Here is a 19,546-nt window from a genome sequence, read left to right on the forward strand (position 1 = left end):
CATCCTTCTCAGACTTGCGGTTGCGAAAGCGGTTTTACGCGCTTATGAATCAGTCCCACGCTATCCAGGAACCAGTACAGCAGTTTCGCCGCCAGCAAGCAGATACCAAAGATCACGAGGAAAAACACCACGCGGGAGCCGAACGAATCCAGCCCCTCGCGCGCCAGCACTATCATGTTGAAGATAGCGCCGAAACAGAAACTATGCAGGATTGCCGCTTTATAGCGATTGCTCTCCCGGTTGCCGAGCTCATACAGCCAGTCGAACCATTTAATAATCAACCCGACCGCCACAGCGCCCAGCGGCACAAACCAGACGCCGCCCATCACCACCAGCGAGCCAATCAGCGTCGGCGAAATCGCCAGCCCCGAATGGTTGTTTAACACTTCCCAGGTGAAGTAGTTGGCGGTATTGAGCACCATCGTCGGACGACCGTGCCACATCCAGCTGGGGATAAAGACGTAGAAGTCGCGGATCATCGGCGCCAGCCCCTGGAAATCGATCTTGTCATAGTTTTGCAGCAGCAGCGCCAGGTTCTCCCACGGCGAGAAGGTATCGCGTGTGAGATAGAGGAAGGTATAAAACGCTTCGTCGCCGCTGACGTTCATCCCGTAGCGCTTCAGCGCCAGCCAGAACATGCCGACGATGCCCAGCACGCCCGCCGCAGCCAGCATCCACAAGCTGATCCAGCCGCGAATAATGCCGATAAACAGGAAGATGGCGAAGGCGATGATGATATTGGCGCGAGTCCCGCCGACGATAGCGTAGGTCAGCAGACCAAAGGCCACGGTGCTGACGAGGAAGAAAATCCACGCCTTATAATCCTGGCGCAGGAAATAGACCACCAGCATCGCCGGGATAAAGAAGTAGAAGAAGCGCTTCAACGCCACGCCGGAGACTTCAGCAGAGAAAATCTGGCTGTAGGAGTTGAGCTTAAACAGCAGGAAACCATTGTGGGCGAAGAAGATGCCGACGCACAGCAGCGCCAGCCCCATCAGTATGCCCCACGCCAGATGGGTTTCCACCCGGTTCATGGTAAACAGCGGCCGACGCGTAACCTCACGCGATGCCGGACGCAGCCGCGTTTTATAGGTCACGTAGTAGATCGCGTAGAAGCACACCGCGATCAGCAGCGTCTGCAGCAAAATCTCCGGCGGCGCCACGTTGACGTCAAAGCGGAACACCAGAATACTTGTCAGCGGGAAACCGAAGAAAAAGGTCAGCAGAAACAGCAACGAGAAAAAGACGTTGAAGTTAAAGCGTACCCGACGGAACTCAAACCAGGTGGCGGTGGCGATAAACAGCGTCGACAGCAGCCAGACCACCAGCAGCCCGCTAAATTGCATTAACGTCATGCCTGCCCCTCCGCCGCTAACCGTAGCGCCCGCTGCCAGCCCGTCAGATAGTTCGGCCGGAAGAAAGCGATACCCGACTTATCCACGCTCGCCAGCTGGCGCTGCGCTTCGCGCACCACGCTGACGTCCAGCGCATCGCTGGTGAACAGCACCGGCACATGCTGCTCGGTCATATCCTGCCAGAATGGGTTTTCGCGGTTGAGCACGCAGGGAATGCCCGCCTGAATCAACAGGCACAAGGTGCCGATCCCCTGCTGACGCGCAAACAGGAAATAGCCCAGATCGCAGCGGCGCAGCAGCGCCAGATAATCATGAAACTCAAGCTTCTCGCTGAGGATCTGCAGATGCTCGCGACTAAACAGCGCCGCCCCCGCCTCACGAACCTCATTGATATAGGCCTCGTTATTCGCCGGATAGCCCATCGGCACGATGACGTTTACCGTATCGCCAAACTGCTGATGGATAGCCTTCAGCGCGGCAATATGTTCATTGCTGCGATCCCCGGAGTTGCCCACCAGAATGGTCAGCGTGTCGCCGCGCGGCGCGTTTTCGGCCAGGGTATTCAGCGCCGGATCCATACGGGTCGGGAAGTAGAGCAGTTCGCCCGGAACGCGCGGATGGCGGTTAGCGAACCAGCTAAGATCGCCGCGGGTGGCGAAAACGCGCCCTACCCGCCCCTGCGCCAGGCGGCGCAGCGGATAGAACAGGCGGAACTTCAGGCTGGTCGCGTTTTCATACAGATCCGCCCCCCAGATATGCCAGTTAAACTGCGATGGGCGGATACCGCCGCTCAACAGCGCCAGCCACAGGCCGGTATTGAACTGGCCGTGGAAGAAAAAGCGCTGCTGACGGTTGGCTTTGGCTTGCGCAATCACCGCCTGCGCCAGCGACTTCTTCCCCGGATAGCAGGTGATGTCCAGCGCCGGATACCCATCACGCACGCTGGCCTCATCACCGACGACCATAAATCTCCTGGCCTGCGGATCGGCGGCCAGTTCGTCGTTAAAGAACCGCAGTACGGTCTGGTTATGATGCGGGATATCCGATCCCAGTACATGTATCAGTGCTGTCATGCCCGTTTACGCCAGAGTAAAAACACGCCACTACAAAGGGCGAAATAAACAATATAAGTGGCCATATACGCCTGCGCCGCGCCAACCGCGCCGTGCGCCGGTATAAGCCAGTGTGAAAATGCGGTCAGCAGCGTGAACTGGCTGATTTCCGTCAGAATATAAAAACGCAGCGACGCTTTAGCGATCACCAGATAGCCATAGACGTAAGCGCCTACTTTTAAAACGTCGCCCACCAGCTGCCAGGCGAACAGGTCACGCATCGCGGTAAAGCGATCGGAAAACAGCAGCCAGATGGCAAAATCGCGCAGCAGCCAGACCGTCAGGCTCGCCGCCGCCACCGCCGGCAGGACGAATTTCAGCGACTTGACTATCTCGCGGGTGATATCCGTTTTGGCGCTCAGCCGCGACAGCGTCGGCAGGAGATAGACGCTGAACGAGGCGGTAATAAACTGCAGATAGGCATCGGAGATACTGCTCACCCCCTGCCAGATACCGACCGCCTCCCAGCCATAATGCGCCGCCAGCAGATTACGCATCATCACATAAGCCACCGGCAGGGTCACTGAGGTTATCAGCGCCATCAGGGTAAATTTCGATAGCTGTCCCGCCAGACCGTTATCCCAGCGCGGACGCAGGGCGTTCAGCGGAATATTACCCCGCCGCCAGAGCATGATGCCCGCCGGGATCACCACCAGCGCCGGCACTAACGCCAGCCCCAGCAGCGCCCCCTGGTAACCACCGAAGTAGTAACAGGCATAATAGGCCGCCACGCCAATCAGGCTGCCGGCAATCAGCGAGAAGGCGTTTCCCGCCGCATCGCGAAAGCCTTTCATCAGCGCCAGCAGGAAGTTCGCCCAGGCGATCCCCATCTGCACCAGCGCCACCAGCCGTACCAGATTCTGATAATGAGTATGACCGAACAGCCCCTGGCTTATCGGCGCCGCCGCCAGTAAAAACACCAGCGCCAGCAGCGTGGAAAAGCCAAGCACCATCGCCGACGAGGTGCCCACCACCTGCTTCAGGCGCGGGGGATCGTCGTGATGCTGAGCCACCAGCTTCGTGACGCCGTTAAATATCCCGGCCCCGGCCAGCACGCCGAGCACGGTGACCAGTTGCCGGAAGTTACCGGCCTGACCAACGCCCGCAGGCCCAAACGAGACGGCCAGCAGCTTGACGACCAACAGCCCGGCGCCGATTTTGACCAGCGTCGAGGCCGCCGTCCACAATGAGGCTTTTGCTAACGACATATCAGGAGAAGTAGCTCAGCAGCGAGTTAATCACCGTCCGCTGGTTCACCACAGACAGATTGTAAAACAGCGGCAGGCGCACCAGGCGCTCACTCTCCTGGGTGGTATAGCGGTCTTCACCGTGGAATTCGCCGAAGTGTTCGCCTGCCGGACAGCTGTGCAGGGGAATGTAATGGAATACCGCGAGGATCTCCGCCTCTTTCAGCCAGGCGATAAGCCTGCTGCGATCCTCGATATCGCGCAGCTTAATGTAGAACATGTGCGCGTTTTGCCCGCAGTCAGCCGGGACCGTCGGCAGTTCAATACGTCCCGCGCGGGCCAGCGGCAGCAGCGCGTCATAGTAATTCTGCCACAGCGCCAGACGCTGCTGGTTGATGCGCTCCGCCGCTTCCAGCTGCGCCCACAGATAGGCGGCCTGCAGGTCGGACATCAGATAGCTGGAGCCAATGTCCCGCCAGGTATATTTATCCACCAGGCCACGAAAGAACTGGCTGCGGTTGGTGCCTTTTTCGCGAATGATCTCCGCACGTTCCACCAGCGTGCGATCGTTGATAAGCGTCGCCCCGCCCTCACCGCCGGCGGTGTAGTTTTTAGTTTCATGGAAGCTGAAGCAGCCGATATGGCCGATGGTGCCCAGCGCGCGCCCCTTGTAGGTGGACATCACCCCCTGCGCGGCGTCTTCCACCACGAACAGGTTGTACTTGTCGGCGATGGCCATGATGGTATCCATCTCGCAGGCTACGCCGGCATAGTGCACCGGGACGATCGCCCGGGTTTTATCGGTGATAGCGGCTTCGATTAACGTTTCATCGATATTCATCGTATCGCGACGGATATCGACGAAGACGATTTTCGCCCCGCGCAGCACAAAGGCATTGGCGGTGGAGACAAAGGTATAGCTGGGCATAATCACTTCGTCGCCCGGCTGGATATCCAGCAGCAGCGCGGCCATCTCCAGCGAAGCCGTGCAGGAAGGGGTTAGCAGGGCTTTTGCCGTGCCAAAACGCTGCTCCATCCACTGCTGGCAGCGGCGCGTAAAGCCGCCGTCGCCGCACAGCTTGCCGCTGTTCATCGCAGACTGCATGTAATCAAGCTCGGTTCCAACCACCGGCGGCGCGTTAAATGGGATCATGGGGTCACCTGTATAGCCAGTAGGCGGTGCTTTCCACATTAGCACCGCTGAGAATATAACGTTTAAGCGCGGCGGTGTTGCCCATCTGGGTCGCCACCCGCAGTGTAGAAAGTCCGCGCGAAGCGGCCCAGTACCGCGCCGCCTGCATCAGCTGCGCCCCGGCGCCGCGTCCGGCCAGCAGGCCGATACGCGCCTCGGTGGCATTGAGCTGGCGCAGGGAGACAAAGGCGCGAATATCGCCCTCTGGATGGCGGTAAATCAGGCACTGATGATCGAAGGTGCCGCGCACCGCATTTTCAATCCACTGGGCATAGAAACGGCCGCTGGCGTCGGCAGCATACCAGGGCGCGCGAAAGCGGCTCATCGCAAAGGCCTGCGCCGCCTGCTCGCGCAGTGGCGCAATATCCGCCTCCACGGCGACGTCGGCGCCCGCATCCGCAGGGTTGCCCACCGGTAGCGCCAGATCGACCTCGCCTTCCACCAGCTGAAAACCCAGCTGCTGCAGCGCGTCGAGCCGGACGGTGTCGCTGGCGGCTACCTTCGCCTGCACTCGCGACCACCCCGCCAGCGCCTCAGGCGTCAGCCGCGGCGCATGCTCGTCAAAGTGAACGACGGCGCTGTTAACGGCAAAGAAGCGGTTCTCCCACTCCAGGGGATCAATACTGGCGCGGACGGGCACGGAGCAGATCCAGCAGATATTGGCCGTAGCCGGTTTTTTCCAACCGCTTCGCCGCGTGTTTGACGCCGTCGTCGTCCAGCCAGCCGTTGCGCCAGCCGATCTCTTCCAGACAGGCGATTTTGAAGCCCTGACGCTTCTCGACGGTCTGCACGAACATGCTGGCCTCGATCAGGCTATCGTGGGTGCCGGTATCCAGCCACGCAAAGCCGCGTCCAAGCAGTTCGACGGTCAGTGCGCCATCTTCAAGGTACATCTGGTTGATGGAGGTGATTTCCAGTTCGCCGCGCTCGGATGGCTTGACCCGTTTGGCGTACTCCGCCACCTTGCCATCGTAGAAATAGAGACCGGTGACCGCCCAGTTCGACTTCGGCTGCTTCGGCTTCTCTTCCAGCGACAGCGCGCGAAAGTTGTCATCAAACTCCACCACGCCAAAGCGCTCAGGATCCATCACCTGATAGCCAAAAATCGTCGCCCCTTCCGTGCGGGCAGCCACGCTGCGCAGCTTGGGGCTGAAGCTCTGGCCGAAGAAGATGTTGTCGCCTAACACCAGGCACGCCGGTTCGCCGTTAAGAAAGGCTTCGCCGATGATAAACGCCTGGGCTAAACCATCCGGCGTCGGCTGTACGGCATAGTGCAGCGCAATGCCAAACTCTGAGCCATCGCCGAGCAGGCGCTGGAAATCGCGCAGATCGTCCGGCGTGGTGATGATCAGGATCTCACGGATCCCGGCCAGCATTAATACCGACAGCGGGTAGTAGATCATCGGCTTATCGTAGATCGGCAACAGCTGCTTCGACACGCCGCGGGTGATGGGATGCAGTCGCGTTCCGGACCCCCCCGCCAGAATAATACCTTTCATCATTACCCCCAGAGATGATTAGCCTTGCAGTCCAAGACGCTCGCCCTGATAGCTTCCGTCCTGAACCTGGCGCCACCATGTCTCGTTCGCCAGATACCACGCCACGGTCTTACGCATACCGGAAGTGAAGGTCTCAGCCGGCGTCCAGCCCAGCTCACGGGCGATCTTCGAGGCATCAATGGCATAGCGCAGATCGTGGCCCGGGCGATCGGCAACAAAGGCGATCAGGTCGCGATAGTGCGCCACGCCCTGCGGCTTATGCGGCGCCAGCGCTTCGAGCAATTCGCAAATGGTTTCCACCACCTCGATGTTTTTACGCTCGTTATGACCGCCGATATTGTAAGTCTCGCCCGGTTCGCCGCGGGTCGCCACCAGATACAGCGCTCTGGCGTGATCTTCCACGTACAGCCAGTCGCGGATCTGCTGTCCATTGCCATACACCGGCAGCGGCTTACCTGCCAGCGCGTTGAGGATGGTCAGCGGGATCAGCTTCTCGGGGAAGTGATATGGGCCGTAATTATTCGAGCAGTTGGTGATAAGCGTCGGCAGGCCATAGGTCCGCAGCCAGGCACGCACCAGGTGGTCGCTGCTGGCTTTCGAGGCCGAATAGGGGCTGCTTGGCGCATAGGGCGTGGTCTCGGTAAAGAAATCATCGCTGCCGTGCAGATCGCCATACACTTCATCGGTAGAGATGTGATGGAAGCGAAACGCCGATTTTTGCGCCGTAGCCAGCGTATTCCACCAGCTACGGGCCGCCTCCAGCAGCGTATAGGTGCCCACGATATTGGTTTCAATAAATGCCGCCGGGCCGTCAATCGACCGATCGACATGGCTTTCCGCCGCCAGGTGCATCACTGTATCCGGTTGATACTGCACGAAAATACGGTCCAGCTCGCCGCGGTCGCAGATATCCACCTGTTCAAAGGCGAAACGCGCATCCTGCGCCACCGGCGCCAGCGACATTAAATTGCCGGCGTAGGTCAGTTTATCCACCACCACCACGCGATCGGCGGTGTGCTGGATAATCTCCCGCACTACCGCCGAACCAATGAAGCCCGCGCCGCCGGTGACCAGAATGGTTCTCACCGCCACACTCCTTTGGTGTCGATGATATACGCCTGGGTGACGCTGTCGCCGCTAACGGCTTTAAATTCATGGTGATCGACCAGCATCACCAGCACGTCGGCGCTGGCCAGCGCCGCATCGAGGGCCGCCAGCGTACACAGACCGTCGAGTTTCTTCGGCAGCGCGTGAATGTTGGGCTCAACTACCTGCGTCGTGCCGCTGTGCCAGCGGGCAATCTGCGCGGCAATTTCCATTGCCGGGCTTTCGCGCAGGTCGTCAATATTCGGCTTAAAGGCGAGGCCAAAACAGGCAATGGTCAGTTCGCTGGCCCGTTTGTTGGTGGCATTCAGGCAGTCAGCTACCTGCGCCTTCACCTGTTCGATAACCCATTCCGGCTTGTGGTCATTGACCTCACGGGCCGTGCGGATCAGACGCGCCTGCTGCGGGTTTTGCGCCACGATAAACCACGGGTCGACGGCGATACAGTGGCCGCCGACGCCCGGTCCCGGCTGCAGGATATTCACTCGCGGATGGCGGTTCGCCAGGCGGATCAGTTCCCAGACGTTAATGGCCTGATCGGCGCAAATCAGCGACAGCTCGTTGGCAAAAGCGATGTTGACGTCGCGGAAGCTGTTTTCCGTCAGCTTGCACATCTCGGCGGTACGCGAGTTGGTCACCACACATTCGCCTTCGAGGAAGATTTTATACAGCTCGCTGGCGCGAGCGGAGCAGACCGGCGACATGCCGCCGATAACGCGGTCGTTTTTAATCAGCTCGACCATCACCTGGCCGGGCAATACCCGCTCCGGGCAGTAGGCGATATTCACGTCCGCCGCTTCACCCACCTGCTGGGGAAAGCTGAGGTCCGGGCGCATCTCCGCCAGCCACTCAGCCATCTGTTCGGTCGACCCGACCGGCGAGGTGGACTCGAGGATCACCAGCGAGCCTTTCTTTAACGTCGGCGCAATGGATTTAGCCGCCGACTCGACAAACACCATATCCGGCTCGTGGCGATCTTTAAACGGCGTCGGCACGGCAATCAGGTAGGCATCCGCTGCCACCGGGGTGGTGGTGGCGCTTAAATATCCCTGCTCGACCGCGGTCTTCACCACGCTCGCCAGATCCGGCTCCACGATATGAATCTCTCCACGGTTAATGGTCTCCACGGCATGTTGATTGACATCAACGCCGACCACCCGCTTCTGCCGGGAGGCGAACGCGGCAGCGGTTGGCAGCCCGATATAGCCAAGGCCAATCACTGAAATGGTAGAAAAACTCATAGCGTTACCTGATTATTTTTAAGTGCAGACAAAATTCGACGACATGCTTCGCCATCGCCATAAGGATTATGCGCGCGGCTCATCGCCTGGTATGCGGCATCATCCTCCAGCAGTCGCGTGACTTCCGCCACGATGCGCTGGCTGTCGGTGCCCACCAGACAGACGGTACCGGCGGCCACCGCTTCCGGACGTTCGGTCATATCGCGCATGACCAGCACCGGTTTCCCCAGGGAAGGCGCCTCTTCCTGAATACCACCGGAATCGGTCAGGATGAGCCAGGCCCGATCCATCAACCAGACGAACGGTAGGTAGTCCTGCGGTTCAATCAACATCACGTTGTCGATATGGCCGAGAATACGGTTCACCGGTTCGCTGACGTTAGGATTCAGGTGAACCGGATAGACAATCTGCACCTCAGGGTGGGTATGGGCTATCTCCGCCAGCGCCTGGCAGATCTGCTCAAAGCCGAGCCCAAAGCTTTCCCGCCGATGGCCGGTAACCAGAATCATTTTTTTACCGTGGCTAATGAAAGGATAGCGCTGCAGCAGGGTCTCCCGTAGCGCTTCATCGCCCAGAACGCGATCGCGCACCCAGAATAGGGCATCGATGACCGTATTCCCGGTCACCGTGATGCGACTGTCGGCAATGTTTTCCCGCAGCAGATTCTGCCGCGAGGTTTCCGTAGGGGCGAAATGGTACGTCGCCAGATGCCCGGTCAGCGTACGGTTGCCCTCTTCCGGCCACGGCGAACTTAAATCGCCGGTCCGCAGACCCGCCTCTACATGGCCCACCGGTATGCGCTGGTAAAACGCCGCCAGGCTCGCCGCCATCGTGGTGGTGGTATCGCCATGCACCAGCACCACGTCGGGTTTAAACGACTCCAGAACCGGCTTCAGCCCCTCAAGAATACGGCAGGTGATCTCGGTGAGCCCCTGCCCCGGCTTCATGATGTTGAGATCGTAGTCCGGGGTGATGGAGAATAGTTTCAACACCTGATCGAGCATCTCCCGATGCTGCGCGGTCACGCATACTTTCGCCTCAAAATGAGGATCCTTTGCCAGCGCATGGACCAGAGGAGCCATCTTGATGGCTTCCGGCCTCGTGCCAAATACAGTTAGTACTTTCACATCGATTCTCTTCGATTAGGCGATGAAGGTCATTTGCCCTTCACCACAGGCCGCAATCACAGGACACGACGACGCGATAACGCCACGCCTGCGCCGATGAGCGCACCCACAATCCCCCACATCACCATCAGAAATACACGGCGCGGGCTATCGCGTTTTACAGGTTCTTCCGGCGTTCGCAAATACCGGTAAGTCTGAAAACGCGGATCCAACGTTGGACCGACGTTCAACGTGCTCAGCATGGCGCGATTCTGGTCGTAATCGAGGTCATATTCCGGTCCGACGGCCTGCAGGTTTTCCAGTCTGGCCTGCAGCATCGGCCTGCCCAATAAAAATAGCTCTGAATCCGGCAACTGATCGGCAGGAACATCCGTTTCGCTGCGCGAGATATTATGCTGCTGAGCGACCTTCAGCGCTTGCTCCACGCTGTGGGTCCGGCGGTTGAAAATAGCCTCGGCCACCTCTTCCTGGCGCTTCACCTGCGCCTTCATTTGTACCGTCCGCGCCGCCCAGGCGCCTTTGAGCTCGTCGTTAAGATGGCCGGCCGCCCGCTGGCTGGCGAAAGCCACATACTGGCGCAGCAAATTATTGGCATCCTGCCCGGTCTCGGCGGTCAGTTTGACGCTGTCGTTGACGCTCTTGGCCGCATCGCCTGGCATAAACTGGATATTGTTAATTAAATCATCCAGCATCGCCGCATCGGCTCGAGCATTACCCGACTGTCGCTGCTTGTAGTAGTCCGTTTGCAGCCAGAAATCACGCCGGGTATCCCAGGAGGCCAACTGCATGATGAACTCTTTATACGCTTCATCCATGGCGGAAGGCTGATCCACCGAGGCCAGGTCGGCTTTGATATCCAGATTGCGTAAGAACTGCTGCTGGGAATAGTACCCCCCCAACATGTTGACAGTAGGCCGATCGGTGATCGCCGTGGCGCTCCACTCCTGGCGAGCAAAGAAGGTGTACACCAACACGATAGCGGCGAAGAGTACAGCACCGCCGACTATCCAGCCTTTTCCTGCCCATAAAGCGCGAAACAGCCCGCGAATATCCAGCTCGTTCTCAACGTTCACTGATTGTGCTCCCGGTAATGGTTGAGTCATCACATCCCCAGCTTTACTTGGTTAGTTTCGGATTATTGCCGCTGTGTCGCCGAATTCTGCGTCTGATGCGCTTAACCAGACGCGCCACTTTCCAGGCGCGCTTAATACAGTAGCCATAAAGGAAGAAGGCCACCAAAAAGAGAATTAACATCACCCATTCCGGCACAATGCGGGTATATTCCGCCGCGACGCCAACCAGCGCCAGCAGGGCAGCGGCCAGGGTGATCAGGACGAACGCCTGGCGGGAAGTAAACCCGGCGCGCATGATCAAATGATGAATATGCTGCCGGTCCGGTGAGAAAGGACTCATGCCTTTACGCAGGCGGCGATACATAATCGCCACCATATCCATCAACGGGATAGCGATAATCCACAGCGCGGTGACCGGGCTGATGGGATGCGTTTTACCTTGTGTGGTTTCCAGCAGGATCCAGATGATGGTGAAGCCAATCATGGTGCTGCCGGCGTCACCCATAAAAACTTTATAGCGGCGGCCGAGGGCGCCAAGATTAAGAAGAATATAGGGTAGAATGGCGGCGATCATCGCAAAACACCACATCGCCAGGCTGTACTGACCGTCAAACCAGAGGATGATCCCGGTCGCCGCAAAGGAGACGGATGACAGGCCGCCGAGCAGGCCGTCAATCCCATCGACCATATTAAACGCGTTGATGGCGGCCCAGACGGCAAACAGAGTGAGGAAGAAGCCGAAAGGCCCCAGCACCAGCTCCCACGAGCCAAAAATAAAGCCCAGACTACTCAGATGCAGATTCCCTGCCATCATCATAATCACGGCGATCGCGGCCTGAATGACCGCGCGAATTTTCACGCTGATGTCGAAGCGATCGTCCAGCGCGCCAACCAGCACCAATACCCCCGCACAGGCCAGATACAGCGAGGCGTGAGGAATATAATAATCGGCGATGGCGAAGGTGAAACAGATGCCTGCATAAACTGAGATACCACCGACCAACGGAATCAACCCCTGATGCCGTTTGCGATAGTTTGGTTTATCCACTAACCCAATCTTTTTTGCCACTTTCCGCGCGACAAAAATAAAGAGGGTCGTGAATAAGAAAATACTGATTAATTCAGTAATAGCAGTGAGTAAATTCACAACGCATGTGCTCTCAGCATAGTTAATCCGGGAAGTATAGCGATGATGCCCCAACTCCAGAAGGGGAAAAGCAGAACATTACAAATTTATTGTATAGATTTTAGTCTGTTAAAGCTGTCTCCGCCTGCTGTCCGGCGCCATTATACGACAACTTTCGTCCCGCTTTCTCTGTCTCTGGATCATACAAATCCCAAAATGAAAACGCCACGCAAAGGCGTGGCGTTTTTGGCTTTTTTTACCTTACGAGCGCTTCATCATATCGAAGAAGTCATCATTCGTCTTAGTCATTGCCAGTTTATTAATGAGGAATTCCATCGCGTCGATCTCACCCATCGGATGGATAATTTTGCGCAGGATCCACATTTTCTGCAGCTCTTCCTGAGTGGTGAGCAGCTCTTCTTTACGCGTACCGGAACGGTTGTAATCGATAGCCGGGAAGACGCGTTTTTCAGCAATCTTACGAGAGAGGTGCAGCTCCATGTTACCGGTGCCTTTAAACTCTTCGTAGATAACTTCATCCATTTTGGAACCGGTGTCGATCAGCGCCGTGGCGATGATGGTCAGGCTGCCGCCCTCTTCGACGTTACGCGCCGCACCGAAGAAACGCTTCGGACGGTGCAGGGCGTTGGCGTCCACACCACCGGTCAGCACTTTACCGGAAGCCGGGACCACGGTGTTGTAGGCGCGCGCCAGACGGGTAATGGAGTCAAGCAGGATGATAACGTCTTTCTTGTGTTCAACCAGACGTTTCGCTTTCTCGATAACCATCTCAGCAACCTGAACGTGACGGGATGCCGGTTCGTCGAAGGTGGAAGCAACCACTTCACCTTTCACCAGACGCTGCATCTCGGTCACTTCTTCCGGACGTTCGTCGATCAGCAGCACCATCAGCACGCAGTCCGGATGGTTGTAAGCGATGCTCTGCGCGATGTTCTGCAGCAGCATGGTTTTACCGGCTTTCGGCGGCGCGACGATCAGACCACGCTGGCCGCGGCCAATCGGGGAAGCCAGATCCAGTACGCGAGCGGTTAAGTCTTCGGTAGAACCGTTACCACGCTCCATACGCAGACGAGAATTCGCGTGCAGCGGCGTTAAGTTCTCGAACAGGATCTTGTTACGGGCGTTTTCCGGCTTGTCGTAGTTAACTTCGTTAACTTTCAGCAGCGCAAAGTAACGCTCACCCTCTTTCGGAGGACGAATCTTACCGGAAATGGTGTCACCAGTGCGGAGGTTGAAACGGCGGATTTGGCTGGGGGATACGTAGATGTCGTCAGGGCCGGCGAGGTAGGAGCTGTCTGCGGAGCGGAGGAATCCAAATCCATCCTGCAGTATCTCCAGTACGCCGTCGCCAAAGATATCTTCGCCACTCTTCGAATGCTGCTTGAGGATGGCAAAAATAATATCCTGCTTACGCATACGAGCCAGGTTTTCCAGCCCCATATTTTCGCCGAGAGTAATCAGCTCAGAAACCGGCGTATTCTTTAATTCGGTAAGATTCATAGTGGTGTGGGTTCTTAAACTCGGGGTAAATCTCGAACTTAATGTTGTGAATGGTATGGCAGGAACTTCCATGCCTGTTAACGGCCTTCATCTCGTGTCTGTACGTCGCCTGGTCACAGGAAAGAACGCAGAACTGAAACGACTAGACGGAATGAGTGAAAAGCCCGGAATTAATAGCTTCACGCGCGTTTTTTGCGGGATGCTTCGGGTAAAACAAGATTCAAACAAGGTATGTTTAAAACGAAGTCTGTGGATTAACTTAGCACGACTCCAGCCGGGCGTCCAGAGTTCCGCAAAAAATAGGAATCTGGACGCCGGAACAGCAATTCGCTTACGCCAGGTTGGCGTCGAGGAACTCTTTCAGCTGACCCTTGGACAGTGCGCCGACTTTGGTGGCCGCCACTTCGCCGTTTTTGAACAGCAGCAGGGTTGGGATGCCGCGAATGCCGTACTTCGGCGCGGTGCCCGGGTTCTGGTCGATGTTCAGCTTAGCTACGGTCAGTTTGCCCTGATACTCTTCAGCGATCTCATCCAGAATCGGGGCGATCATTTTGCACGGACCACACCACTCTGCCCAGAAATCGACGAGGGTCAGCCCGTCAGCCTTGAGTACGTCCGTGTCAAAACTGTCGTCAGTCAGGTGAATAATTTTATCGCTCATATTTAACTCCACAGGAATAAGCCTGGTGTGTTGGTGTCGTAGCCATCAACGACGCGCTGCGGCTACGTTATGCACGCTATTCTTCAGGATACCTCAATTCTCTGGTCTGCCAACTGGCGCGATCCCTCATGGACCCACCCTTTGACGCCAGGGTCACCTGAACGCGCACTGCATATTGCAGATTTATCGCCCCCGGCTCGCTTAGTGGTCTAAGCTATCCTGGATTCGTTCAGTTACCGTAGACGTACCTTGAATAATTTCGTACACCGCCAACGAAAGGTTGACGTTATTTCACCGGATACGCTTTCTTAATGCAATAGTTAGCTGATATTCTACCACACTATGAGCAAAACACATTTAACAGAACAGAAGTTTTCCGACTTCGCCCTGCACCCGGCAGTCATTGAAGCCCTTGAAAAGAAAGGGTTTCATAATTGCACACCTATTCAGGCCCTCGCCCTTCCGCTGACGCTGGAAGGCCGCGATGTCGCCGGGCAGGCGCAAACCGGTACCGGTAAAACGATGGCGTTCCTGACGTCGACGTTTCATTATCTTCTCTCTCACCCGGCTATCGCCGATCGCCAGGTTAACCAGCCGCGCGCGCTGATTATGGCGCCGACGCGTGAACTGGCGGTACAGATCCACGCGGACGCTGAACCGCTGGCGCAGGCCACCGGTCTGAAGCTGGGTCTGGCTTACGGCGGCGACGGCTACGATAAGCAGCTGAAAGTGCTGGAAAGCGGCGTCGATATTCTGATCGGTACCACCGGTCGTCTTATCGATTACGCGAAGCAAAACCACATTAACCTCGGCGCCATTCAGGTCGTCGTGCTGGACGAAGCCGATCGCATGTACGATCTCGGCTTTATTAAAGATATCCGCTGGCTGTTCCGCCGCATGCCGCCGGCCACTCAGCGTCTGAACATGCTGTTCTCCGCGACGCTTTCTTATCGCGTACGCGAACTGGCGTTCGAACAAATGAACAACGCCGAGTACGTTGAAGTCGAGCCGGAACAGAAAACGGGCCACCGTATTAAAGAAGAGCTCTTCTACCCGTCCAACGAAGAAAAAATGCGCCTGCTGCAGACGCTGCTGGAAGAAGAGTGGCCCGATCGCGCCATCGTCTTCGCCAATACCAAGCATCGTTGTGAAGATATCTGGGGCCATCTCGCCGCCGACGGCCATCGCGTAGGTCTGCTGACCGGCGACGTGGCGCAGAAAAAACGTCTGCGGATTCTCGAAGAATTTACCCGCGGCGACCTTGATATTCTGGTCGCGACTGACGTTGCCGCTCGTGGCTTGCACATTCCGGCCGTGACCCACGTCTTTAACTACGATCTGCCGGACGACTGCGAAGATTACGTTCACCGCATTGGCCGTACCGGTCGCGCTGGCGCCAGCGGTCACTCCATCAGCCTCGCCTGCGAAGAGTATGCGCTGAACCTGCCGGCTATCGAAACCTATATTGGTCACTCAATTCCGGTCAGCAAGTACAACCCGGACGCGCTGATGACCGACCTGCCTAAGCCGCTGCGCCTGACCCGTGCGCGTCCAGGCAACGGCCCGCGCCGCAGCGGTCCACCGCGCAATCGTCGTCGTTCAGGTTAAGAACTCTATGCTATACGCTCAATCATTCAGAATCTGCCAGGGCGCGTTTCCCCGGCAACCCGCTCAGTTACACGGATTGGGCACAAGCGCCCCGTCGACCAGGGAGCCTTCTGAACGATGAAGAGCATGAGCTCCACCTCGCTGTATGCCGCCATTGATTTGGGCTCCAACAGTTTCCATATGTTGGTGGTGCGCGAGGTGGCTGGCAGTATCCAGACGCTGAGCCGCATTAAGCGCAAAGTTCGTCTGGCCGCCGGCCTTAATAGCGACAACACGCTCTCCGCAGAAGCGATGGAGCGCGGCTGGCAGTGCTTACGCCTGTTTGCCGAACGCCTGCAGGATATTCCGCCGGCGCAAATCCGCGTCGTGGCCACCGCCACGCTGCGTCTTGCCGTCAATGCCGGCGAATTTCTGGCGAAAGCGCAGGAGATCCTCGGCAGTCCGGTACAGGTCATTAGCGGTGAAGAAGAAGCGCGCTTGATTTATCAGGGTGTCGCCCACACCACCGGCGGCGCCGATCAGCGTCTGGTGGTCGATATCGGCGGCGCCAGCACCGAACTGGTGACCGGCACCGGCGCGCAAACGACCTCGCTATTTAGCCTGTCGATGGGCTGTGTGACCTGGCTTGAACGCTATTTCGCCGACCGCAGCCTGACGAAAGAGAATTTCGATCTTGCCGAGGCGGCCGCGCGTGAGGTGCTACTGCCCATCGCCGATGTGCTGCGCTATCACGGATGGAAAGTATGCGTTGGCGCCTCCGGCACCGTTCAGGCGCTGCAGGAAATTATGATGGCGCAGGGGATGGATGAGCGGATCACCCTGACCAAACTCCAGCAGCTTAAACAGCGCGCCATCCAGTGCGGACGCCTGGAAGAGCTGGAGATCGAAGGCTTAACCCTTGAGCGAGCGCTGGTGTTTCCGAGCGGGCTGGCGATCCTTATCGCTATCTTCAGCGAACTGAATATTCAGTGTATGACCCTCGCGGGCGGCGCATTACGGGAAGGGCTGGTGTATGGCATGCTGCATCTCTCCGTTGAACAGGACATCCGCAGCCGCACTCTGCGTAATATTCAGCGTCGTTTTATGATCGACACCGAACAGGCCCAGCGCGTCGCTGGTCTTGCCAGCCACCTGCTCAGCCAGCTGGACGGCTGCTGGGAACTGGATCCGCTGAGCCGCGATTTGCTCCTCAGCGCCTGTGCGTTGCATGAGATTGGCCTGAGCGTGGATTTTAAGCGCGCGCCGCAGCACGCGGCCTATCTGGTCAATAATCTCGACCTGCCCGGCTTTACCCCAGCGCAGAAGAAGCTGATTGCGACGCTGCTGCTTAACCAGACTAACGCCATCGACCTCTCATCGCTTCATCAGCAGAACGCCGTCCCGCCGCGGGTTGCCGAACATCTTTGTCGCCTGCTGCGACTGGCGATACTCTTTGCCAGCCGGCGGCGTGACGATTTGCTGCCCGCCATCAATCTGGTGGCCGATGATGAAAAACTGTCCCTGACGCTGCCGGAAAACTGGCTGGATAATCACCCGCTTGGGGCTGAGCTGATCGAACAGGAATGCCAGTGGCAAAGTTATGTGCACTGGATGCTTGAGGTGAAGTAATACGCTGAACATTGCCGGGCGGCGGCTTCGCCTTACCCGGCCTGCTTATCGCTATCCTTTCTCTTTAGCTTTTGCCAGCATGGCGCGAATGTTCGCCACGTTAGCCTGTCCTTTATGCATTCGCTCTTCAGCGGTAATCACTTTGCGCGCCTGCTCCCAAATCAGATCGTCCTGGGGTAGCTCGAGCAGAAAACGGCTCGGTTCCGGGCGCACCACCTCACCATACTGCCGGCGCTCCTTACAGAGCGTAAAGGTCAGCTCTTTCTGCGCACGGGTGATGCCCACGTAGGCTAACCGGCGCTCTTCATCGACGTTATCTTCATCAATGCTGCTCTGGTGCGGGAGCAATCCCTCCTCCATGCCCACCAGGTAAACATACGGGAACTCCAGCCCTTTTGAGGCATGGAGGGTCATCAGCTGCACCTGATCCAGCTCTTCATCCGATTCGCCGCGCTCCATCATGTCGCGCAGCGTAAAGCGGGTGACCACCTGCGTCAGGGTCATCGGCTCATCGATTTCGCTGCCTTCCAGCATCTCGGTCATCCAGGTGAACAGCTGGTTGACGTTTTTCATGCGCATTTCCGCGGCTTTCGGGCTGGGCGAGGTTTCATACAACCAGGATTCGTAGTCAATCCCGCGGATCAAGTCGCGCACGGCGTTGACCGGCTCGCGTTCGGCCAGTTGCTGGATCTCGCGCAGCCAGTGGGTGAAGCGGGTGAGTGATTCATAGCCGCGCCCGGTCAGCGTCTGGCTAAGACCCATATCAAAGCTGGCGGTGAACAATCCTTTGTTGCGGCCCATCGCCCACTCACCGAGCTTTTGCAGCGTCGCGGGGCCGATCTCGCGCTTCGGCGTGTTGACGATACGCAGGAAGGCGCTGTCGTCGTCCGGGTTGGTCAGCACGCGCAGATAGGCCAGCAGATCTTTAATTTCCGGGCGCGAGAAGAACGACGTGCCGCCGGAGATTTTGTACGGGATGCGGTTCTGCATCAGCATCTTTTCAAAGACCCGCGACTGGTGATTGCCGCGATAAAGGATCGCATAGTCTTTGTAATTGGTTTTATTAATAAAGTGGTGGGCGATCAGTTCCCCGGCCACGCGCTCCGCTTCATGATCTTCATTGTTGGCGGAGAGCACTTTCAGCTCAGCGCCGTATCCCAGTTCGGAAAACAGACGCTTTTCAAAAACGTGCGGGTTGTTGGCGATCAGAATGTTAGCGGCTTTCAGAATACGCCCGGAGGAGCGATAGTTCTGCTCAAGCTTGATAACCTGCAGCGCCGGGAAGTCCTGGCTGAGCAGCACCAGGTTCTGTGGCCGCGCGCCGCGCCACGAGTAGATCGACTGGTCATCGTCGCCTACCACGGTAAAACGCGCCCGCTGGCCCACCAGCAGCTTCACCAGCTCATACTGGCTGGTGTTGGTATCCTGATACTCATCTACCAGCAGGTAGCGGATCTTATTCTGCCAGCGTTCGCGCACCTCCTCGTTGCGCTGCAGCAGCAGCGTCGGCAGCAGGATCAGATCGTCAAAATCGAGGACATTGCAGGCCTTCATATGCGCATCGTACAGTCCATAGCAGTGGGCGAATATGCGGTCCCGTTCGCCTTTCGCACCCGCGGCGGCCTGGGCCGGGGTTTTCAGATCGTTTTTCCAGTTGGAGATCGTCGAGATCAACTGCTGGAGCACCACTTTGTCATCTTCGATCAACCCTTCGGTCAGCTCTTTGAGCAACGCCACCTGGTCGGTATCGTCGAATAAGGAGAAGTTAGACTTCATGCCCAGCGCGGCATATTCCCGCTTGATGATATCCAGCCCCAGGGTGTGGAAGGTGGAAATCATCAGCCCGCGCGCCTCTTTGCGCCCCAGCGTTTGCCCAACGCGCTCTTTCATCTCGCGCGCGGCTTTGTTGGTAAAGGTCACGGCCGCGATATGGCGCGCCTGATAGCCGCAGCCGCGGATCAGGTGGGCGATTTTATTGGTGATCACGCGGGTCTTACCGGAGCCGGCGCCCGCCAGCACCAGGCACGGTCCGGTTACAAATTCGACGGCTTGTTGTTGGCCAGGGTTTAAACGCATGGGAGTCTTGCTCAATCTTCGAACGGGGTGGGGATTGTAGCAGAAAGCGGAGCCGA

Annotated in this window: 16 protein-coding genes; 2 read left to right on the forward strand and 14 right to left on the reverse strand. The window is 57.6% G+C overall.

Annotated features, from left to right (window positions below; genetic code table 11):
* Positions 1-8 precede the first annotated feature (8 nt).
* The 13 genes from wzyE to trxA all read right to left on the reverse strand — a co-directional run bounded on the left by wzyE (position 9) and on the right by trxA (position 14,198).
* Complete coding sequence (wzyE, locus tag ACOI7Z_RS24120; RefSeq protein ID WP_086075722.1) at positions 9-1,355, reverse strand: ECA oligosaccharide polymerase; 1,347 nt, start codon at positions 1,353-1,355, stop codon at positions 9-11.
* Positions 1,352-2,428 carry a TDP-N-acetylfucosamine:lipid II N-acetylfucosaminyltransferase gene (locus ACOI7Z_RS24125; protein WP_048296403.1) on the reverse strand — a complete coding sequence of 359 codons (1,077 nt, stop codon included), beginning with the start codon at positions 2,426-2,428 and terminating at the stop codon, positions 1,352-1,354. The genes wzyE and ACOI7Z_RS24125 overlap by 4 nt, the downstream gene beginning before the upstream one ends.
* Complete coding sequence (gene wzxE, locus ACOI7Z_RS24130) at positions 2,425-3,675, reverse strand: lipid III flippase WzxE (protein WP_048296402.1); 1,251 nt, start codon at positions 3,673-3,675, stop codon at positions 2,425-2,427. Before wzxE ends, ACOI7Z_RS24125 begins: the two co-directional genes overlap by 4 nt.
* A 1-nt stretch (position 3,676) precedes the next feature.
* Entirely contained in the window at positions 3,677-4,807 is a 1,131-nt protein-coding gene (gene rffA / locus ACOI7Z_RS24135) for a dTDP-4-amino-4,6-dideoxygalactose transaminase (RefSeq protein WP_044521751.1), read from the reverse strand.
* A 4-nt stretch (positions 4,808-4,811) separates the two neighbouring features.
* Positions 4,812-5,486, reverse strand: a complete 675-nt coding sequence (gene rffC, locus ACOI7Z_RS24140) for a dTDP-4-amino-4,6-dideoxy-D-galactose acyltransferase (RefSeq protein WP_023291556.1) — start codon at positions 5,484-5,486, stop codon at positions 4,812-4,814.
* Positions 5,464-6,345 carry a glucose-1-phosphate thymidylyltransferase RfbA gene (gene rfbA / locus ACOI7Z_RS24145; RefSeq protein WP_023291555.1) on the reverse strand — a complete coding sequence of 294 codons (882 nt, stop codon included), beginning with the start codon at positions 6,343-6,345 and terminating at the stop codon, positions 5,464-5,466. The genes rffC and rfbA overlap by 23 nt, the downstream gene beginning before the upstream one ends.
* 18 nt (positions 6,346-6,363) lie before the next feature.
* A complete protein-coding gene (gene rffG / locus ACOI7Z_RS24150; RefSeq protein WP_044521750.1) occupies positions 6,364-7,431 on the reverse strand; it encodes a dTDP-glucose 4,6-dehydratase in 1,068 nt (355 codons plus the stop codon).
* Positions 7,428-8,690, reverse strand: coding sequence for a UDP-N-acetyl-D-mannosamine dehydrogenase (wecC, locus tag ACOI7Z_RS24155; RefSeq protein WP_087849103.1), 1,263 nt, complete (start codon positions 8,688-8,690; stop codon positions 7,428-7,430). Before wecC ends, rffG begins: the two co-directional genes overlap by 4 nt.
* Complete coding sequence (gene wecB / locus ACOI7Z_RS24160; RefSeq protein ID WP_071997580.1) at positions 8,687-9,817, reverse strand: non-hydrolyzing UDP-N-acetylglucosamine 2-epimerase; 1,131 nt, start codon at positions 9,815-9,817, stop codon at positions 8,687-8,689. The genes wecC and wecB overlap by 4 nt, the downstream gene beginning before the upstream one ends.
* A gap of 56 nt (positions 9,818-9,873) precedes the next feature.
* Positions 9,874-10,920 carry an ECA polysaccharide chain length modulation protein gene (gene wzzE, locus ACOI7Z_RS24165; protein WP_032429045.1) on the reverse strand — a complete coding sequence of 349 codons (1,047 nt, stop codon included), beginning with the start codon at positions 10,918-10,920 and terminating at the stop codon, positions 9,874-9,876.
* Between the two features lie 13 nt (positions 10,921-10,933).
* Positions 10,934-12,037: a UDP-N-acetylglucosamine--undecaprenyl-phosphate N-acetylglucosaminephosphotransferase gene (gene wecA / locus ACOI7Z_RS24170; protein ID WP_004886849.1), complete on the reverse strand. Its 1,104-nt coding sequence runs from the start codon at positions 12,035-12,037 to the stop codon at positions 10,934-10,936.
* Positions 12,038-12,277: 240 nt separating this feature from the next.
* A complete protein-coding gene (gene rho, locus ACOI7Z_RS24175) occupies positions 12,278-13,537 on the reverse strand; it encodes a transcription termination factor Rho (RefSeq protein ID WP_002883293.1) in 1,260 nt (419 codons plus the stop codon).
* A 331-nt stretch (positions 13,538-13,868) separates the two neighbouring features.
* A complete protein-coding gene (gene trxA / locus ACOI7Z_RS24180; protein ID WP_002883224.1) occupies positions 13,869-14,198 on the reverse strand; it encodes a thioredoxin TrxA in 330 nt (109 codons plus the stop codon).
* Positions 14,199-14,540: 342 nt separating this feature from the next.
* On the opposite strand from trxA, the gene rhlB reads away from it, so the two are divergent.
* Together rhlB and gppA are read left to right on the forward strand one after the other, a co-directional pair.
* Positions 14,541-15,806, forward strand: coding sequence for an ATP-dependent RNA helicase RhlB (rhlB, locus tag ACOI7Z_RS24185; protein ID WP_023291550.1), 1,266 nt, complete (start codon positions 14,541-14,543; stop codon positions 15,804-15,806).
* 117 nt (positions 15,807-15,923) lie between these two features.
* Positions 15,924-17,414, forward strand: coding sequence for a guanosine-5'-triphosphate,3'-diphosphate diphosphatase (gene gppA / locus ACOI7Z_RS24190; RefSeq protein WP_023291549.1), 1,491 nt, complete (start codon positions 15,924-15,926; stop codon positions 17,412-17,414).
* Between the two features lie 51 nt (positions 17,415-17,465).
* Here the strand turns inward: gppA and rep are convergent, their stop codons facing one another.
* Positions 17,466-19,490 (reverse strand): DNA helicase Rep, encoded by a 2,025-nt coding sequence (gene rep, locus ACOI7Z_RS24195; protein ID WP_004886858.1) that lies wholly within the window; start codon positions 19,488-19,490, stop codon positions 17,466-17,468.
* Between the last annotated feature and the right edge of the window lie 56 nt (positions 19,491-19,546).

Origin of the sequence: Klebsiella sp. C283, from assembly GCF_048822555.1 — a bacterium.
Classification (GTDB): domain Bacteria; phylum Pseudomonadota; class Gammaproteobacteria; order Enterobacterales; family Enterobacteriaceae; genus Klebsiella; species Klebsiella quasipneumoniae.

Excerpts from the sequence above, each read along its gene's own strand:
- wzyE (WP_086075722.1), bottom strand. The coding sequence starts at position 1,355 with ATGACGTTAATGCAATTTAGCGGGCTGCTGGTGGTCTGGCTGCTGTCG.
- ACOI7Z_RS24125 (WP_048296403.1), bottom strand. The coding sequence starts at position 2,428 with ATGACAGCACTGATACATGTACTGGGATCGGATATCCCGCATCATAAC.
- wzxE (WP_048296402.1), bottom strand. The coding sequence starts at position 3,675 with ATGTCGTTAGCAAAAGCCTCATTGTGGACGGCGGCCTCGACGCTGGTC.
- rffA (WP_044521751.1), bottom strand. The coding sequence starts at position 4,807 with ATGATCCCATTTAACGCGCCGCCGGTGGTTGGAACCGAGCTTGATTAC.
- rfbA (WP_023291555.1), bottom strand. The coding sequence starts at position 6,345 with ATGAAAGGTATTATTCTGGCGGGGGGGTCCGGAACGCGACTGCATCCC.
- wecC (WP_087849103.1), bottom strand. The coding sequence starts at position 8,690 with ATGAGTTTTTCTACCATTTCAGTGATTGGCCTTGGCTATATCGGGCTG.
- wzzE (WP_032429045.1), bottom strand. The coding sequence starts at position 10,920 with ATGACTCAACCATTACCGGGAGCACAATCAGTGAACGTTGAGAACGAG.
- rho (WP_002883293.1), bottom strand. The coding sequence starts at position 13,537 with ATGAATCTTACCGAATTAAAGAATACGCCGGTTTCTGAGCTGATTACT.
- trxA (WP_002883224.1), bottom strand. The coding sequence starts at position 14,198 with ATGAGCGATAAAATTATTCACCTGACTGACGACAGTTTTGACACGGAC.
- rhlB (WP_023291550.1), top strand. The coding sequence starts at position 14,541 with ATGAGCAAAACACATTTAACAGAACAGAAGTTTTCCGACTTCGCCCTG.
- gppA (WP_023291549.1), top strand. The coding sequence starts at position 15,924 with ATGAAGAGCATGAGCTCCACCTCGCTGTATGCCGCCATTGATTTGGGC.
- rep (WP_004886858.1), bottom strand. The coding sequence starts at position 19,490 with ATGCGTTTAAACCCTGGCCAACAACAAGCCGTCGAATTTGTAACCGGA.